Source organism: Burkholderia sp. NFPP32 (genome assembly GCF_900119325.1).
Taxonomy (GTDB): domain Bacteria; phylum Pseudomonadota; class Gammaproteobacteria; order Burkholderiales; family Burkholderiaceae; genus Burkholderia; species Burkholderia pyrrocinia_C.
Genome location: NZ_FPJP01000004.1, coordinates 273069 through 289112 on the forward strand (window position 1 = coordinate 273069; position 16044 = coordinate 289112).

General features: G+C 66.2%; 17 protein-coding genes. 13 read left to right on the top strand and 4 right to left on the bottom strand.

Going from position 1 to position 16044, the window contains the following annotated elements:
* The first annotated feature begins 122 nt into the window (after nucleotides 1-122).
* The 6 genes from glmU (at nucleotide 123) to BT264_RS10600 (ending at nucleotide 4956) form a co-directional block, all read left to right on the top strand.
* Nucleotides 123-1484 (top strand): bifunctional UDP-N-acetylglucosamine diphosphorylase/glucosamine-1-phosphate N-acetyltransferase GlmU, encoded by a 1362-nt coding sequence (gene glmU, locus BT264_RS10575; protein WP_072437484.1) that lies wholly within the window; start codon nucleotides 123-125, stop codon nucleotides 1482-1484.
* 55 nt (nucleotides 1485-1539) lie between these two features.
* Complete coding sequence (gene glmS / locus BT264_RS10580) at nucleotides 1540-3357, top strand: glutamine--fructose-6-phosphate transaminase (isomerizing) (protein WP_072437486.1); 1818 nt, start codon at nucleotides 1540-1542, stop codon at nucleotides 3355-3357.
* Between the two features lie 130 nt (nucleotides 3358-3487).
* Complete coding sequence (locus BT264_RS10585) at nucleotides 3488-3853, top strand: type II toxin-antitoxin system RelE/ParE family toxin (protein WP_072437489.1); 366 nt, start codon at nucleotides 3488-3490, stop codon at nucleotides 3851-3853.
* Nucleotides 3846-4166 carry a helix-turn-helix domain-containing protein gene (locus tag BT264_RS10590; RefSeq protein ID WP_034179231.1) on the top strand — a complete coding sequence of 107 codons (321 nt, stop codon included), beginning with the start codon at nucleotides 3846-3848 and terminating at the stop codon, nucleotides 4164-4166. Before BT264_RS10585 ends, BT264_RS10590 begins: the two co-directional genes overlap by 8 nt.
* A 92-nt stretch (nucleotides 4167-4258) precedes the next feature.
* Nucleotides 4259-4738, top strand: a complete 480-nt coding sequence (locus BT264_RS10595) for a hypothetical protein (protein WP_072437491.1) — start codon at nucleotides 4259-4261, stop codon at nucleotides 4736-4738.
* Nucleotides 4738-4956, top strand: coding sequence for a hypothetical protein (locus BT264_RS10600; protein WP_072437493.1), 219 nt, complete (start codon nucleotides 4738-4740; stop codon nucleotides 4954-4956). Before BT264_RS10595 ends, BT264_RS10600 begins: the two co-directional genes overlap by 1 nt.
* 92 nt (nucleotides 4957-5048) lie before the next feature.
* Here the strand turns inward: BT264_RS10600 and BT264_RS10605 are convergent, their stop codons facing one another.
* Both BT264_RS10605 and BT264_RS10610 read right to left on the bottom strand, forming a co-directional pair.
* Nucleotides 5049-5885 carry an FTR1 family iron permease gene (locus BT264_RS10605; RefSeq protein ID WP_072437494.1) on the bottom strand — a complete coding sequence of 279 codons (837 nt, stop codon included), beginning with the start codon at nucleotides 5883-5885 and terminating at the stop codon, nucleotides 5049-5051.
* A gap of 12 nt (nucleotides 5886-5897) precedes the next feature.
* Nucleotides 5898-6230 carry a cupredoxin domain-containing protein gene (locus tag BT264_RS10610; protein WP_034179235.1) on the bottom strand — a complete coding sequence of 111 codons (333 nt, stop codon included), beginning with the start codon at nucleotides 6228-6230 and terminating at the stop codon, nucleotides 5898-5900.
* A 347-nt stretch (nucleotides 6231-6577) separates the two neighbouring features.
* Between BT264_RS10610 and BT264_RS10615 the strand changes: the two genes are divergently transcribed.
* Complete coding sequence (locus BT264_RS10615) at nucleotides 6578-6778, top strand: heavy-metal-associated domain-containing protein (protein WP_047899211.1); 201 nt, start codon at nucleotides 6578-6580, stop codon at nucleotides 6776-6778.
* 63 nt (nucleotides 6779-6841) lie between these two features.
* On the opposite strand, the gene BT264_RS10620 is transcribed toward BT264_RS10615, so the two are convergent.
* Both BT264_RS10620 and BT264_RS10625 read right to left on the bottom strand, forming a co-directional pair.
* Nucleotides 6842-8332 carry an aldehyde dehydrogenase gene (locus tag BT264_RS10620; protein WP_072437496.1) on the bottom strand — a complete coding sequence of 497 codons (1491 nt, stop codon included), beginning with the start codon at nucleotides 8330-8332 and terminating at the stop codon, nucleotides 6842-6844.
* Nucleotides 8333-8421: 89 nt separating this feature from the next.
* A complete protein-coding gene (locus tag BT264_RS10625) occupies nucleotides 8422-8973 on the bottom strand; it encodes a cupin domain-containing protein (protein ID WP_072437665.1) in 552 nt (183 codons plus the stop codon).
* A 412-nt stretch (nucleotides 8974-9385) separates the two neighbouring features.
* On the opposite strand from BT264_RS10625, the gene BT264_RS39855 reads away from it, so the two are divergent.
* From BT264_RS39855 to BT264_RS10655, 6 genes are all read left to right on the top strand, one after another.
* Nucleotides 9386-9610 carry a hypothetical protein gene (locus tag BT264_RS39855; protein ID WP_072437498.1) on the top strand — a complete coding sequence of 75 codons (225 nt, stop codon included), beginning with the start codon at nucleotides 9386-9388 and terminating at the stop codon, nucleotides 9608-9610.
* Between the two features lie 283 nt (nucleotides 9611-9893).
* Nucleotides 9894-10679: a gamma-glutamyl-gamma-aminobutyrate hydrolase family protein gene (locus BT264_RS10635; RefSeq protein ID WP_072437500.1), complete on the top strand. Its 786-nt coding sequence runs from the start codon at nucleotides 9894-9896 to the stop codon at nucleotides 10677-10679.
* 28 nt (nucleotides 10680-10707) lie between these two features.
* Complete coding sequence (locus tag BT264_RS10640; protein ID WP_072437501.1) at nucleotides 10708-12045, top strand: glutamine synthetase family protein; 1338 nt, start codon at nucleotides 10708-10710, stop codon at nucleotides 12043-12045.
* Between the two features lie 38 nt (nucleotides 12046-12083).
* Complete coding sequence (locus BT264_RS10645; protein ID WP_072437503.1) at nucleotides 12084-13517, top strand: aspartate aminotransferase family protein; 1434 nt, start codon at nucleotides 12084-12086, stop codon at nucleotides 13515-13517.
* Nucleotides 13518-13578: 61 nt separating this feature from the next.
* The gene (locus BT264_RS10650; protein ID WP_072437505.1) at nucleotides 13579-14694 is read left to right on the top strand and encodes a polyamine ABC transporter substrate-binding protein; all 1116 of its coding nucleotides are present in this window, start codon (nucleotides 13579-13581) and stop codon (nucleotides 14692-14694) included.
* Nucleotides 14695-14882: 188 nt separating this feature from the next.
* Nucleotides 14883-16037: an ABC transporter ATP-binding protein gene (locus BT264_RS10655; RefSeq protein ID WP_072437506.1), complete on the top strand. Its 1155-nt coding sequence runs from the start codon at nucleotides 14883-14885 to the stop codon at nucleotides 16035-16037.
* The last annotated feature ends 7 nt before the right edge of the window (nucleotides 16038-16044 follow it).

Sequence of the window (16044 nt, forward strand, 5' to 3'; positions counted from 1 at the left end):
ACCCGCCGGAACGGGGCGCCAGCCGCCCTTTCCGGCGCCGCCGGGCCCGCGCGGCGGGCCCGGAACGGCGGGGGCCGCATGCTAAAATGGACGGCTTCGAACTCCTCTGACAAGCTGGCGCCATGAATATCGTGATTTTGGCGGCAGGCACCGGCAAGCGCATGCGTTCCGCGCTGCCGAAAGTGCTTCACCCCCTGGCCGGCAGGCCGCTCCTCTCCCACGTCATCGACACCGCGCGCACGCTGCAGCCGTCCCGGCTCGTCGTCGTCGTCGGTCACGGCGCCGAGCGGGTCCAGGCTGCCGTCGCCGCGCCCGACGTCCAGTTCGCGGTACAGGCCGAGCAGCTCGGCACCGGCCACGCGGTGCGCCAGGCGCTGCCGCTGCTCGATCCCGCGCAACCGACGCTCGTGCTGTACGGCGACGTACCGCTCACCCGCGCGTCGACGCTGCGACATCTCGTCGACGCCGCGCGCGACGGCCGCTACGGAATTCTGACCGTCACGCTCGACGATCCGACCGGCTATGGCCGCATCGTGCGCGACGCGGCAGGCTTCGTCACGCGCATCGTCGAGCAGAAGGACGCGTCGCCGGAACAGCTGAAGATCGCCGAGATCAACACCGGCATCATCGTCACGCCCACGGCCCAGCTGTCGATGTGGCTCGGTGCGCTGAAGAACGAAAACGCGCAGGGCGAGTACTACCTGACCGACGTCGTCGAGCTCGCGATCGAGGCCGGCTTCGAGGTCGTCACGGCGCAGCCGGACGACGAATGGGAAACGCTCGGCGTGAACAGCAAGGCGCAGCTCGCCGAACTCGAGCGCATCCACCAGCACAATGTCGCGCAAGCGCTGCTCGTCGACGGCGTCACGCTCGCCGATCCGGCGCGCGTCGACGTGCGCGGCACGCTGCGCTGCGGCCGCGACGTGTCGATCGACGTGAACTGCGTGTTCGAAGGCAACGTGACGCTCGCCGACAACGTGACGATCGGCGCGAACTGCGTGATCCGCAACGCGTCGGTCGGCGCCGGCACGCGCATCGACGCGTTCTCGCACATCGACGGCGCCGAGCTCGGCGCGAACACCGTGATCGGCCCGTACGCGCGGCTGCGCCCCGGCGCACAGCTCGCGGACGAAGCGCACGTCGGCAACTTCGTCGAGGTGAAGAACGCGGTGATCGGCCACGGCTCGAAGGCGAACCACCTCACGTACATCGGCGACGCCGACATCGGCGCGCGCGTGAACATCGGCGCGGGCACGATCACCTGCAACTACGACGGCGCGAACAAGTTCCGCACCGTGATCGAGGACGACGTGTTCGTCGGCTCCGACACGCAGCTCGTCGCGCCCGTGCGCGTCGGCCGCGGCGTGACGATCGCCGCCGGCACGACGATCTGGAAGGACGTTGCCGACGGCCTGCTCGCATTGAACGAGAAGACCCAGACGACGAAGAGCGGCTACGTCCGCCCGGTCAAGAAGAAGAGCTGAACCCTTTGCGGGCGTCCCGGCGGCGCCCGCGTCGACTTACAGGACTGACCCATACATGTGCGGCATTGTCGGCGCAGTTGCGCAGCGTAATATCGTTCCGGTGCTGATCGAAGGATTGCGGCGCCTCGAATACCGTGGCTACGACTCGTGCGGCGTCGCCGTGCTCGAGCCGGGCGCGCCGAAGCGCGCGCGCAGCGTCGCGCGCGTCGCCGATCTCGACGCGCAGGTGCGCGAATCGCACCTCGAAGGCACGACCGGCGTCGCGCACACGCGCTGGGCGACGCACGGCGCGCCCGTCACGCACAACGCGCACCCGATCTTCTCGTCGGACGCGCTCGCGCTCGTCCACAACGGCATCATCGAGAACTTCGAGCCGCTGCGCGAAGCGCTGCGCGCGAAGGGCTACGAATTCGTGTCGCAGACCGACACCGAGGTGATCGCGCACCTCGTGCACAGCCTGTACCGCGGCAACCTGTTCGACGCGGTGCGCGAAGCCGTGCAGCAGCTGCACGGCGCGTATGCGATCGCCGTGATCCACAAGGACCAGCCGCACACCGTCGTCGGCGCGCGCCAGGGTTCGCCGCTCGTCGTCGGCCACGGCGACGGCGAGAACTTCCTCGCGTCCGATGCGCTCGCGCTCGCGGGCAGCACCGACCGCTTCACGTTCCTCGAGGAAGGCGACGTGTGCGAGCTGTCGCTCGACGGCGTGAAGATCGTCGACCGCCACGGCGCCACCGTGCAGCGCGAGATCCGCGTCGTCAGCGCCTACGGCGGCGCGGTCGAGCTGGGCCCGTATCGCCACTTCATGCAGAAGGAAATCTTCGAGCAGCCGCGCGCGATCGGCGATACCGTGCCGCAGACCGACGCGTTCGACGCGACGCTGTTCGGCGACGCCGCGCCCGCCGCGTTCGCGGACATCGACAGCCTGCTGATCCTCGCGTGCGGCACGAGCTACTACTCGGGCCTCACCGCGAAGTACTGGCTCGAATCGATCGCGAAAATCCCGACCCAGGTCGAGATCGCGAGCGAATACCGGTACCGCGAGTCGGTGCCGAACCCGCGCCAGCTCGTGCTCGTGATCTCGCAGTCGGGCGAGACGGCCGATACCCTCGCGGCGCTCAAGCACGCGCAGTCGCTCGGCCACACGCATACGCTCGCGGTCTGCAACGTCGCGACGAGCGCGATGGTGCGCCTGACCGAAATGCAGTTCCTGACGCACGCGGGCACCGAGATCGGCGTTGCGTCGACCAAGGCGTTCACCACGCAGCTCGTCGCGCTGTTCGTGCTGGCCGCGACGCTCGGCAAGCTGCGCGGGCACGTCGACGCCGCGCAGGAAGCCGAATTCCTGAAGCAGTTGCGCCACCTGCCGGCCGCGCTGAACAGCGTGCTCGCGCTCGAACCGCAGATCATCGCGTGGTCGGAGGAATTCGCGCGCAAGGAAAACGCGCTGTTCCTCGGCCGCGGGCTGCACTACCCGATCGCGCTCGAAGGCGCGCTGAAGCTGAAGGAAATCTCGTACATCCACGCCGAGGCCTATCCGGCCGGCGAACTGAAGCACGGGCCGCTCGCGCTCGTCACCGAAGCGATGCCGGTCGTCACGGTCGCGCCGAACGACACGCTGCTCGAGAAGCTGAAGTCGAACATGCAGGAAGTGCGGGCGCGCGGCGGCGAGCTGTACGTATTCGCCGATGCCGATACGCAGATCGTCAACGACGACGGCCTGCACGTGATCCGGATGCCGGAACACTACGGGCAACTGTCGCCGATCCTGCACGTCGTGCCGCTGCAACTGCTCGCGTATCACACCGCGTGTGCGCGCGGCACCGACGTCGACAAGCCGCGGAACCTCGCGAAATCGGTGACGGTGGAGTAAGGCAGGACGACCGGGATGGCCCTCGCCGGGCCGTCCCGGCTGCGTATCGGTGAGAAGCAGGCCATTCGGCCAGGTCGAAATATGTACCACGTAGTGGTATATAATCCTGTGCTAACTCGACCGGCCCGACATGCCTGCTTCCGTACGACGCGTCTTCAAGACGAAGTGGTTTCACAAGGCAGCCAGAAAGGCAGGAATCGCCGATGCCGAACTCTGCCGCGCCGCGCGGGAACTGGCGCGCGGCCAGGGCGTCGAGCTCGGCGGCAACGTCTGGAAAAAGCGCCTGGACGGGAATCGGCACCGCGGGATCGTGCTGAGCAAGGTCGGGCAGGCGTGGGTTTTCGTGTTCCTGTTCGCAAAACGCGACAGGGGCAACATCGACGAACGCGAACTGCGCGCCTTCAGAAAGCTCGCCGCGGATGTCGGGCGCCGCACCGACGCCGATATCGCGACGCTGATCGCACTGAAAGAGCTTGTGGAGATTTGCAATGGCTAAGAGTCGATTCAAGAGCGACGCAACGGAGGCGATCCACAGCGCCGCGTCGGGCCTCTATCGCGCAAACCTGATCGACAAGAAAACGATGCGCGAATACGACGATCTCTGCATCGAAGCCGCCCCGCAGTTCGATCCGCAAGCGATCGCCCGCATCCGCAAATCCGTCAACGTCAGCCAGAGCGTATTCGCGCTCTACCTGAATACGACGACGTCGACGATCCGCCAATGGGAACAGGGCGACAAACGGCCGAGCGGCATCGCCGCGCGGATGCTCCAGATCGTCGAGAAACACGGGCTCGAGGTGTTCTCCTGAGCCGACTTCCCCGAATGCGCATAAGCGGCCGACCGAACGCGGTCCGCACCGGACACCGCGACGCGAGCCGCAACGAATATGACGGAGAGACAATGGTAAGACTGTTTGGATGCGGATTGCTGGCGCTGACGTTCGCGTCGACGAGCTGGGCCGCCGAGCACTACGTCGAGGTCTGGAACCCGCCCGAGGCGCGACGGCCGGCGGCCCGTACGCCGGAAGGCCGTACGCCGGACGCCCATACGCCGGCCGCGCACGCGGGCGCCGATGCACGCGCCGGCAAGAGCGCCGAGAAGCACGCGAGCGCAACGCCGAAAGCCGCTGCGAAACCGCACAAGCGTCGTGTCACGCAAACCGTGAAAGCCGGCTCGCCTCGCCCGCCCGCCGCGGCGGAGGCGCCGGCCGCACCGCGCCCCGTCGCGCAGCCCGCGCCGGGCCGTCTCACGGTGATGCAGCCCGCCGGCCCCGACGAGACGCACGCGCTCAACTTCTCCGACATCCCGCGGCAATACACGCCGGACGGCAACGTGCTGCGGGTCGGCACGCACAACCGCTCCGCGGAGGTGACTCGATAATGGAAGCGCAAAACTACCTCGGCTACCAGATCTGGGGCCACGCGATCCTGCAGCAGGACGAGATCCTGCAGCCCGAACGCTTCGCGGCGAGCGGCACGATCACGCAGAACAACAAGCTCGTCGAAGCGTCCGGCGTGCTCGGCGTATTCGACACCGAGGACGACGCGCGCGAGGCCGGGCTCGAATGGGCCCGCGCGTGGATCGACAGCCACCGCTGACCGGCGCGCAGCCGACCTCGGGCTGACCGCGAGCCGCAAACGAAAGAAGGGGCGTCATGGACGCCCCTTCTTTCGTTCGAACCCGGGAAAACTCACGCGGCATGCCGTGGCGGCCTCATCGTCGCCTGCGGACGACCGACGAGCCGCGTCAGCACGACGATCGCCGCCAGCGTCGCGACGTACGCGGCGATCTGGATGCCCGCCGGACGCGCGGTATAGCCGATCAGCGTATGCAGCGCCTTGCCGACGATGCTCGACTCCTTCAGCAGCCACGACGTGTCCCAGATCGCATCGCCCCACGACGGCACGAGGCCGGCCGCCAGCAGGAAACCGACGCACTGGCTCGCCATCCCGGCCGCCAGCAGCACGATCAGCACGTTGGTGACGGAGAACAGGCGCTTCAGCGGAATCTGCAGCAGGCCCGCATACATCGCATAACCGAGCCCGGCTCCGCCGAGCACGCCGAGCAGCCCGCCGACGATCATCTGCGGCGTCTGCCCCGGATCGCCCGCGGCGATGCCGTACAGGAACAGCACGGCCTCGGAACCTTCGCGCAGCACCGCGACGCCGACCACGATCGCCAGCCCCGTCAGCGGCCGGCTGCCGGCCGCGACGGCCCGTCCGACTTCGCCCATGTGCAGCGCCATCTCGCGGCCGTGCCGGCTCATCCAGATGCAGTGCCAGGCCAGCATCAGCGTCGCGACGAACATCACGCCCGCGTTGAATACCTCCTGCCCCATGCCGGACGCCCACTGCGAGATCACGTCGGCGAACGCCGCGATCAGGCCCGCGCCGACCACGCCGCCGACGAGCCCGCCGCCGACCCACCAGCCGCGCCGCGGCACGCCCTTCGTGGCGGCCATCACGATCGAGACCACCAGCGCGGCCTCGAGCACTTCACGAAAGACAATCAGCGCGGTAGACAGCATGGCGGGATTCGCTTACTTGACGGTCAGGTGGGTCTTCGACTGCGCTTCGTGATACTCGTCGTGAAACTCGTAGGTGCCGGCCTTCAGCGGCCCGACCAGAATCTCGGCCGACTTGCCGGCGGGAATGACCTTCTCGGCCTTGAAGTCGTCGCTCTCGAATTCCGCGGGCGTCGCATCGAGGTTCTTCACGACGAACTTCACTTTCTTGCCGGCCGGAATCGTCACGCCATCGGGCGAAAACTTGTGGTCCTTCAGCGTCAGGTTGACGACGTCGTCGGCGGCGAATGCGGTGGCGGCCGACGCGCCCAGCAGCACAGCGGCGAAACCCAGTGCGAAACGGTTCATGTACGTAATGAAATGAAATATCGAAGGACATTGATAGTAAGATCGATTCGCATTTCCATATCGCGTACCCTTACTTTCAATATGGAGATAGCGCTTCACAAGTGCGTGCCGCGCGTTGCCAGGCAAGGCGCTCATCGCATGGTGACGGCCGCGCACCGGCGTCAATCGGGAAAGATTCCGACTGACACATGCGACTGTCCTCCTATTTGTCTGACCTCGCCCTGACGAATCATTTCGCCGCGCCGGGCGGCAACGCATGCATCGGGCTGCATGAATGCGCTTGACCTTCCCACCATGGCAAGCTTCATGCTGACCCTGCTCGTCAATCGTCAACTCAGGAGAACACGATGGAATTCGAAGTCCAGGACATGACCTGCGGCGGCTGCGCCAATGCAATCACGCGCGCGGTGACGGCCGCCGATCCCGCCGCGAAGCTCGATATCGACGTCGCGACGAAGATCGTCAAGGTCGAATCGGCGCAAGGCGCCGAGCGCGTGCAGTCGATCATCGAAGCCGCCGGCTTCCACCCCGCGCTGCGCACCGCATAACGCGGACTTCTGGCTGCGGGCCGCGGGCGCACCGCCTGGCGATGCTGCGCCCGCGGCATCGCGTCAGCGCAGCCGGATCAGCGTCGACTTCAGCTCGGTGTACTTCTCGAGCGCATGCAGCGACTTGTCGCGGCCGTTGCCCGACTGCTTGTAGCCGCCGAACGGGAAGTTCATGTCGCCGCCCTCGTCGTAGCAGTTCACCCACACCGTGCCCGCGCGCAGTCGGCGCGACACGTCGTGCGCGGTCGTCAGGTTCGACGTCCATACGGCCGCGGCCAGCCCGTATTCGGTGTCGTTAGCGATCCGCACGGCCTCGTCGACGTCGTCGAACACGATCACCGACAGCACGGGCCCGAAGATTTCCTCGCGCGCGATCTTCGCATCGGGTTTCACCTCGAACACCGTCGGCTCGACGTAGAAGCCGCCCGTCTCCTCCTTCACGCGCGCACCACCCGTGACGAGCCTGCCTTCGCTGCGCCCCGCCTCGATATAACCGAGCACGCGCTCGAGCTGGATGCCGTCGACGATCGCGCCCATCGACACCGACGGATCGAGCGGGTTGCCGGGCACGTAAGCCCGCGCGGCCGCCACGAGCTTCTCGATGAATGCGTCCTTGATGTCGCGATGCACGAGCAGCCGCGAGCCGGCAGTGCACATCTCGCCCATGTTGTAGAAGATCGCGCCGGCCGCGGCCTGCGCGGCACGGTCGAGATCGGGACAATCGGGCAGCACGATGTTCGGCGACTTGCCGCCGAGTTCGAGCCATGCGCGCTTCAAATTCGACTGCGCGGCGTACTGCATGATCAGCTTGCCGACCGCCGTCGAGCCGGTGAACGCGATGCAGTCGACGTCGCGATGCAACGCGAGCAGCTTGCCGGGTTCGCCCGCGCCCGGCACGACGTTGAACACGCCGGCCGGGATGCCGGCTTCGTACGCGAGCTGTGCGACGCGAATCGCGGTCAGCGGCGACTTCTCCGACGGCTTCAGCACGACGCTGTTGCCGGCCGCGAGCGCGGGGCCGAACTTCCATGCGGCCATCAGGATCGGGAAGTTCCACGGCACGACGGCCGCCACCACGCCGACCGGCTCGCGCGTGACGAGACCGACGAGATGATGATCGGCCGGCGCGACTTCGCCGCCGACCTTGTCGATCGCTTCCGCAAACCATTCGACGCAATACGCGGCGCCCGGCACGTCGACCGTCGTCGTGTCGCCGATCGGCTTGCCCGCGTCGAGCGTCTCGAGCAGCGACAGTTCGTCGAGATGCTCGTGCATCAGCGCGGCCCAGCGCAGCAGCACGGCCTTGCGCGCACGCGGGTTCAGGCCGGCCCATACGCCCGCGTCGAACGCGCGGCGCGCGGCAGCGACCGCCGCGTTCACGTCGGCTTCGCCGCACTCGGCGACCTTCGCCAGCACGCGGCCGTCGATCGGGCTCACGCAGTCGAACGTCTTGCCGCCCTGCGCGTCGCGCAACGCGCCATCGATGAATGCGCGCCCTTCGATCTCGAGCGACGCCGCCTTGTCCTGCCAGTCAGCCAAAGTCAACTTGTTCATCAGGATGCCTCAATGTTGTGGCATTCGCGGTGCGACGCGCCGCGCGCATCATGCGCGGCGCGTCGCACCGCGAATGCGGTGACGCGCGGTCAGAAGGTTGCCGGCGAATTGGCCGACACGACCTCGCAGATCTGTTCCGCGCTGGGATTGCGAAAACGGTGCGGCAAACGGCTTTCGAAGTAGTAGCCGTCTCCGGGGTCGAGCAGCCACGTCGCGCCGTCGACGGTCAGCTCGAGCCGACCCGATACGACGACGCCGCCCTCGTGCCCCGCGTGCACGAGCATCTCGGGCCCCGTATCGGCGTGCGGCTGGTAGATCTCGCGCAGGATGCACATGTTGCGGTCCTTCACGCTCGCGCCGACCAGATGAAACGCGAGCGTGTCGTTGCCGAGGTTCGGCATCTCGGCGCGACGCGATACGACCGTGCGCGATTCGACGAGCTCGAACGTAAAGAACTCCGCGAGACTCATCGGGATGCATTCGAGCAGCTTCTTCAGCGAGCCGACCGACGGGCTCACACGGCCCTGTTCGATCAGCGAGATCGTGCCGTTGGTCACGCCGGCGCGCTTCGCGAGTTCGCGCTGCGACAGGCCATGCTTGTTGCGCACGAAACGCAGGCGCTCGGCGACTTCGGTGGACATCGATTCGGTTTCGGACACGATAAGTGCGATGACAAAGTGAAACGACGCGGTGGACAGCCGTTGAATATTCTAATCACTTTATGCCGTGCATCAGCCGGGAAAACCCTGAAAGGCGTTCGAAATAATGAACACCGCCCCGATTATTCCTTTTGCGAATCTTTGTTTTCACTGCTCGGGAAAGCCCTGATACAGGACCGTTAAAAAACATTTGACGCCGTTTTTGGCTCGTATATGCTGGCTCTCAGGTCAGCGTCATTTGGCTTTCACAGGCAGCAAAACGCGTTATTGCAACGCAAAAATTGATGCCCATCAATGTAAATGACGTGTAACCGGCGCCTTGATTATTTTAAACGCCCAGCGCGTCGAAACGGTCAGGTGTTCAATACTTTCAACAACCCAGTCGAGTGTAATCGTGAGAGTCCGTGGCCCTCTGGTGAGGTGGGATCGAAGCGTGGCGCGAAGTTCGCGCAGCGCGGCGTCCCCTTCCGATGGCAGTTGCGGCTGGCATAGTCCTCGCCTGCAGCATCTGTCGATCTACACCATCCTGTCCCGTCGTTCCGTTCGGCGCCACAACGCCGTTTCCGCACGCGCATTCGTCGCCGTCGATACCGACGAAGTGGCGTCGCTGCTGCCGTAGCGCCTCTCCTTTCTTTACGTCGTTCGTTTCGTTTGCCGATTCGCCAACCGCATCGTCCATGCGGTGACGGAACGCGTTCGCGCATTCGTTGCCGCGTCGCGTATCGCATCCGAACGAACGACGGCCTGATCGTCGCGCGCAGCGCGGATCGCCACGTCATCCCGCTGCGCCCATTCACCAGCGGCCTTGCGCTCTGCGCCAGGCTGCGGGGCCGTGTCGTGCCTGCGTTTTGCAATATCCGACCCGACGCACGCCATAGCCCTACGGATTACTGATTGACGTCATGGAAAGGAAACCCCTCGTCGGCATCACCGCCGACCACACGCAAATCGGCGCACACGCGTCGCATACGGTCGGCGACAAATACGTCGCCGCGATCGTCGACGGCGCGCAGGCGCTCGCGATGGTGCTGCCCGCGCTCGGCGAGCGCCAGTCGGCTGACGACATCCTCGACACGGTCGACGGCCTGCTGTTTACCGGCAGCTACTCGAACGTCGAGCCGCACCTGTACGGCGGCGAGCCGAGCGCACCCGGCACGAAGCACGACCCGGCACGCGATGCGACGACGCTGCCGCTGCTGCGTGCGGCGATCGCCGCGGGCGTGCCGGTGCTCGCCGTCTGCCGCGGCTTCCAGGAGCTGAACGTCGTCTACGGCGGCACGCTGCACCAGCGCGTGCACGACGTGCCGGGCCTCGCCGATCACCGCGAGGACAACGCCGCGCCGATGGACACGCAATACGGCCCCGCACACGTCGTGCACCTGACGCCCGGCGGCAAGCTGCACGCGCTCGCCGGCGGCCGCGATGAAGTGCGCGTGAACTCGCTGCACCAGCAGGGCATCGCGCAGCTCGGCTCCGGCCTCGCCGTCGAGGCCGTCGCGCCGGACGGCCTGATCGAGGCCGTCAGCGTCGTCGATGCATCGGCTTTCGCACTCGCCGTGCAATGGCACCCGGAATGGCGGCATGCGCACGACCCGCTGTCGAGCGCGATCTTCCGCGCCTTCGGCGACGCCTGCCGCGCCCGCCGGAATGCCCGCACGCGCGCCACGGCCGCCGCCGCGCTCGCCTGAGCGCGCCGACCCACTTACGAGAACAGACATGCAAGACATCGAAAGTTTTCTGAAGCAACACCGGATCACCGAAGTCGAGGCGATCATTCCCGACATGGCCGGCATCGCGCGCGGCAAGATCACGCCGCGCAACAAGTTCACGTCCGGCGAATCGATGCGGCTGCCGCAGGCCGTGATGGTGCAGACCGTCACCGGCGAATATCCGGAAGACGGCTCGCTGACCGGCGTGACCGACCCCGACATGGTGTGCGTGCCCGACGAGTCGACGATCCGCCTGATCCCGTGGGCCGTCGACCCGACCGCGCAGGTGATCCACGACTGCGTGCACTTCGACGGCTCGCCGGTCGAGATCTCGCCGCGCTACGTGCTGCGCCGCGTGCTCGAGCTGTACAAGGCGAAGGGCTGGAAGCCCGTCGTCGCACCGGAGCTCGAGTTCTATCTGGTCGACATGAACAAGGATCCAGACCTGCCGCTGCGCCCCCCGGTCGGCCGCACGGGACGCCCCGAAACGGGCCGCCAGTCGTATTCGATCGAGGCCGTCAACGAGTTCGATCCGCTGTTCGAGGACATCTACGAGTACTGCGAAGCACAGAACCTCGACATCGACACGCTGATCCACGAAGTCGGCGCCGCGCAGATGGAGATCAACTTCATGCACGGCGACGCGCTGTCGCTGGCCGACCAGGTGTTCCTGTTCAAGCGCACGGTGCGCGAGGCCGCGCTGCGTCACAACATGTACGCGACGTTCATGGCCAAGCCGATGGAGAACGAGCCGGGTTCGGCGATGCACGTGCACCAGAGCATCGTCGACGAGGAAACGGGCCAGAACCTGTTCACGTCGCAGGAAACCGGCGGCGCGACGTCGATGTTCTACAACTACCTCGCGGGGCTGCAGAAGTACACGCCGGCGCTGATGCCGATCTTCGCGCCGTACATCAACTCGTACCGCCGGCTGTCGCGCTTCATGGCCGCGCCGATCAACGTTCAGTGGGGCTACGACAACCGCACGGTCGGCTTCCGCATCCCGCACTCGGGCCCGTCGGCGCGCCGCATCGAGAACCGCATCCCGGGCGTCGACTGCAATCCGTACCTCGCGCTCGCCGCGACGCTCGCGGCCGGCTACCTCGGCATGACGCAGCGCCTGGAGCCGACCGAGCCGCTCGTCAGCGACGGCTACGAACTGCCGTACCAGCTGCCGCGCAACCTCGAGGAAGGGCTGACGCTGATGGCCGCGTGCGAGCCGCTCGGCGAAATCCTCGGCCAAAAGTTCCTGAAGGCGTATTTCGCGCTGAAGGAAACCGAATACGAAGCGTTCTTCCGCGTGATCAGCTCGTGGGAACGCCGCCACCTGCTGCTGCACGTCTAAGCGCGCGCACAACCGCCATACGGAATCACGGAGGAAACATGACTTACCGCAACGAATCTGCCTGGATCCAGCCGGCCGCGCCGGCCGCCGCGCCGCGCGCGACGCAGGCACGCTCCACCGCCGAATACCGCGCGCTCGACGCTGCGCACCACATCCACCCGTTCTCGGACATGGGCGCGCTGAACCGCGCGGGCAGCCGCGTGATCGTGAAGGCCGACGGCGTCTACCTGTGGGACTCGGACGGCAACAAGATCATCGACGGGATGGCCGGCCTCTGGTGCGTGAACGTCGGCTACGGCCGCAAGGAACTCGCCGATGCCGCGTATCGCCAGCTGCAGGAACTGCCGTTCTACAACACCTTCTTCAAGACGACGCACCCGCCGGTGATCGAACTGTCGGCAATGCTCGCGGAAGTGACGCCCGCCGGCTTCAACCACTTCTTCTATTGCAACAGCGGCTCGGAAGGCAACGACACCGTGCTGCGCCTCGCGCACCAGTACTGGCGCGTGCAGGGCAAGCCACAGAAGAAATACGTGATCTCGCGCAAGAACGGCTACCACGGCTCGACGATCGCGGGCGGCACGCTCGGCGGGATGGGCTACATGCACGAGCAGATGCCGTCGAAGGTCGAGCACATCGTGCATATCGATCAGCCATATTTCTTCGGCGAAGCGCACCCGGGCGAAACGCCCGAAGCGTTCGGCCTCGCGCGCGCGCAGCAGCTCGAAGCGAAGATTCTCGAACTCGGCGCGGAGAACGTCGCGGCGTTCATCGGCGAGCCGTTCCAGGGCGCGGGCGGCGTGATCTTCCCGCCGTCGACGTACTGGCCGGAAATCCAGCGGATCTGCCGCAAGTACGACATCCTGCTGGTCGCCGACGAAGTGATCGGCGGCTTCGGCCGCACCGGCGAATGGTTCGCACACCAGCACTTCGGCTTCGAGCCGGACCTGATCACGATGGCGAAGGGCCTCACGTCAGGTTATGTGCCGATGGGCGCGGTCGGGATTCACGAGCGGGTTGCACGCCCGATCATCGACAACGGCGAATTCAACCACGGCCTCACGTACTCGGGCCATCCGGTGGCCGCGGCCGTCGCGGTCGCGAACCTGAAGCTGCTGCGCGACGAAGGGATCGTCGAGCGCGTGAAGAACGACACGGGCCCGTACTTCCAGGCGCTGATGCGCGAAACCTTCGCGCGCCACCCGATCGTCGGCGAAGTGCACGGCCACGGCCTCGTCGCGAGCCTGCAGCTCGCCGAAGCGCCGGCCGAACGCCGCCGCTTCGCGAACGGCGGCGACGTCGGCACGATCTGCCGCGACTTCTGCTTCAACGGCAACCTGATCATGCGTGCGACCGGCGACCGGATGCTGCTGTCGCCTCCGCTCGTGATCTCGCGTCAGGAAATCGATGAACTCGTGTCGAAGGCGAAGAAGGCCGTCGATGCAACCGCCCAGCAACTGGGTATTTCGTAACGGCCTTGCCTACAGGCGTGCGGCGGGCGCCGCACGCTGCCATAACCAGGGGAACTCCACCATGCGTGCCTGCTTTCTTCGCCAAGCCTGCTCTGTTGCCGCCCTCGCCGCCGCGGCAGCGTTCACGTCGGTCGCCAGCCCGTCGGCGCACGCCGACGAGCTGAATGTCTACAACTGGTCCGACTACATCGCACCGGACACGATCCCGAACTTCCAGAAGCAGACGGGCATCCACGTCAAGTACGACAACTACGACAGCGACGATACGCTCCAGGCGAAGCTGCTTGCCGGCAGTTCGGGCTACGACATCGTCGTGCCGACGTCGAACTACATGGCCAAGCAGATCCAGGCCGGCGTGTACCAGAAGCTCGACAAGTCGAAGATCCCGAACCTCGCGAACCTCGACCCGCTGCTGATGAAAATGATCTCGGATGCCGATCCGGGCAACCAGTACGGCGTCCCCTGGGCCTACGGCACGGACGGCATCGGCTACAACGTGCAGGCAGTGAAGAAAGCGCTCGGCGACAACGCGCCCGTCGACAGCTGGGCACTGGTGTTCGATCCGGCCAACATGGCGAAGCTGAAGGGCTGCGGCGTGTCGTTCCTCGACCAGGCCGTCGACGTGTTCGCCGCCACGCTGCAGTACATGGGCAAGGATCCGAACAGCAAGAACCCCGGCGACTACCAGGCTGCATTCGAAGTCCTGAAGAAAGTCCGCCCGTACATCACCCAGTTCAACTCGTCCGGCTACATCAACGACCTCGCGAACAACGACGTGTGCGTCGCGCTCGGCTGGTCGGGCGACGTCGGCATCGCGCACCGCCGCTCGTCGGAAGCGAAGCGCTCGTACGACATCAAGTTCTCGAACCCGAAGGAAGGCGGCCTGCTGTGGTTCGACGTGATGGTGATCCCGAAGGATGCGCCGCACCCCGAGGCCGCGCTGAAGTGGATCAACTACGTCTCCGACGCGAAGGTCAACGCGGCGATCACCAACACGGTGTTCTACCCGACCGCGAACAAGGCCGCGCACCAGTTCGTCACGCCGGCCGTCGCGCAGGACCCGACCGTCTACCCGCCTGAAGACGTGCTGAAGAAGATGGTGCTGATGAAGCCGATGCCGGCCGACATCCTGCGCCTCGAGAACCGTCTGTGGGCGCAGCTGAAAACCGGCCACTGATCGCCATGCATCACGGCGGCGCAGGCATCGCTCCACGCCTGCGCACCTGAGATTCGCGGACCTCCGTCCGCCCGCGCGCACCGCGCGCACTGTTCCATCCGGCACGAGCCGTTGTCCGCGAGTCGCGTTGCGCGCCTCGTGCGGGGACGCTCACGCCTGCAATCCGTGAAGAACGAATGGTGACTCCCATGCAATCGATACCCTCTTCCGCTGCTGCACGACAGACCCAACCGGCCGCCGCGGCCCGTACGCAAAACGACGCGTTCGTGCGCATCGAAAACGTCGTGAAGAAATTCGGCGACAGCACGGCCGTCGACAACGTGAACCTGACGATCGCGAAGAACGAGCTGTTCGCGCTGCTCGGCAGCTCGGGCTGCGGCAAGTCGACGCTGCTGCGCATGCTCGCCGGGCTGGAAACGGCGACCTCCGGCAAGATCTTCGTCGACGGCGAAGACCTCGCGTCGCTGCCGCCGTACCGGCGCCCGGTGAACATGATGTTCCAGTCGTACGCGCTGTTCCCGCACATGACGGTCGAATCGAACGTCGCGTTCGGCCTGAAGCAGGAAGGCACGCCGAAGAACGAAATCAAGGAGCGCGTGGCCGATGCGCTCGCGCTCGTGCAGATGAGCAAGTACGCGAAGCGCAAGCCGCACCAGCTGTCCGGCGGCCAGCAGCAGCGCGTCGCGCTGGCGCGCTCGCTGGTCAAGCGCCCGAAGCTGCTGCTGCTCGACGAGCCGATGTCCGCGCTCGACAAGAAGATCCGCCAGAAGACCCAGCTCGAACTCGTGAACATCATCGAGAAGGTCGACGTGACCTGCGTGATGGTCACGCACGACCAGGAAGAGGCGATGACGATGGCGAGCCGCCTCGCGGTGATGAGCGAAGGCAAGATCGTGCAGATCGGCGCGCCGGGCGAGGTGTACGAATTTCCGAACAGCCGCTTCTCCGCCGAATTCATCGGCTCGACCAACCTGTTCGAAGGCCGCGTCGTCGAGGACGAGCCCGACCATATCTTCGTCGAGAGCGACGACCTCGAGGCGCGCATGTACGTGAGCCACGGCATCACCGGCCCGCTCGGGATGCCGGTCGGCATCTCGGTGCGCCCGGAGCGCGTGCACGTGTCGCGCGAGAAGCCGGGTTCGAAGCACAACTGGGCGCGCGGCGTCGTGACCGACATCGCGTACATGGGCGCGTACTCGCTGTATCACGTGCGCCTGCCGAGCGGCAAGACGGTGGTGTCGAACCTGTCGAGCTCGCACCTGATGACCGACGCGGCGCCGGCCTGGAACGACGACGTGTTCGTGTCGTGGTCGCCGGCCAGCGGCGTCGTGTTGACGCAGTGAGGACGAC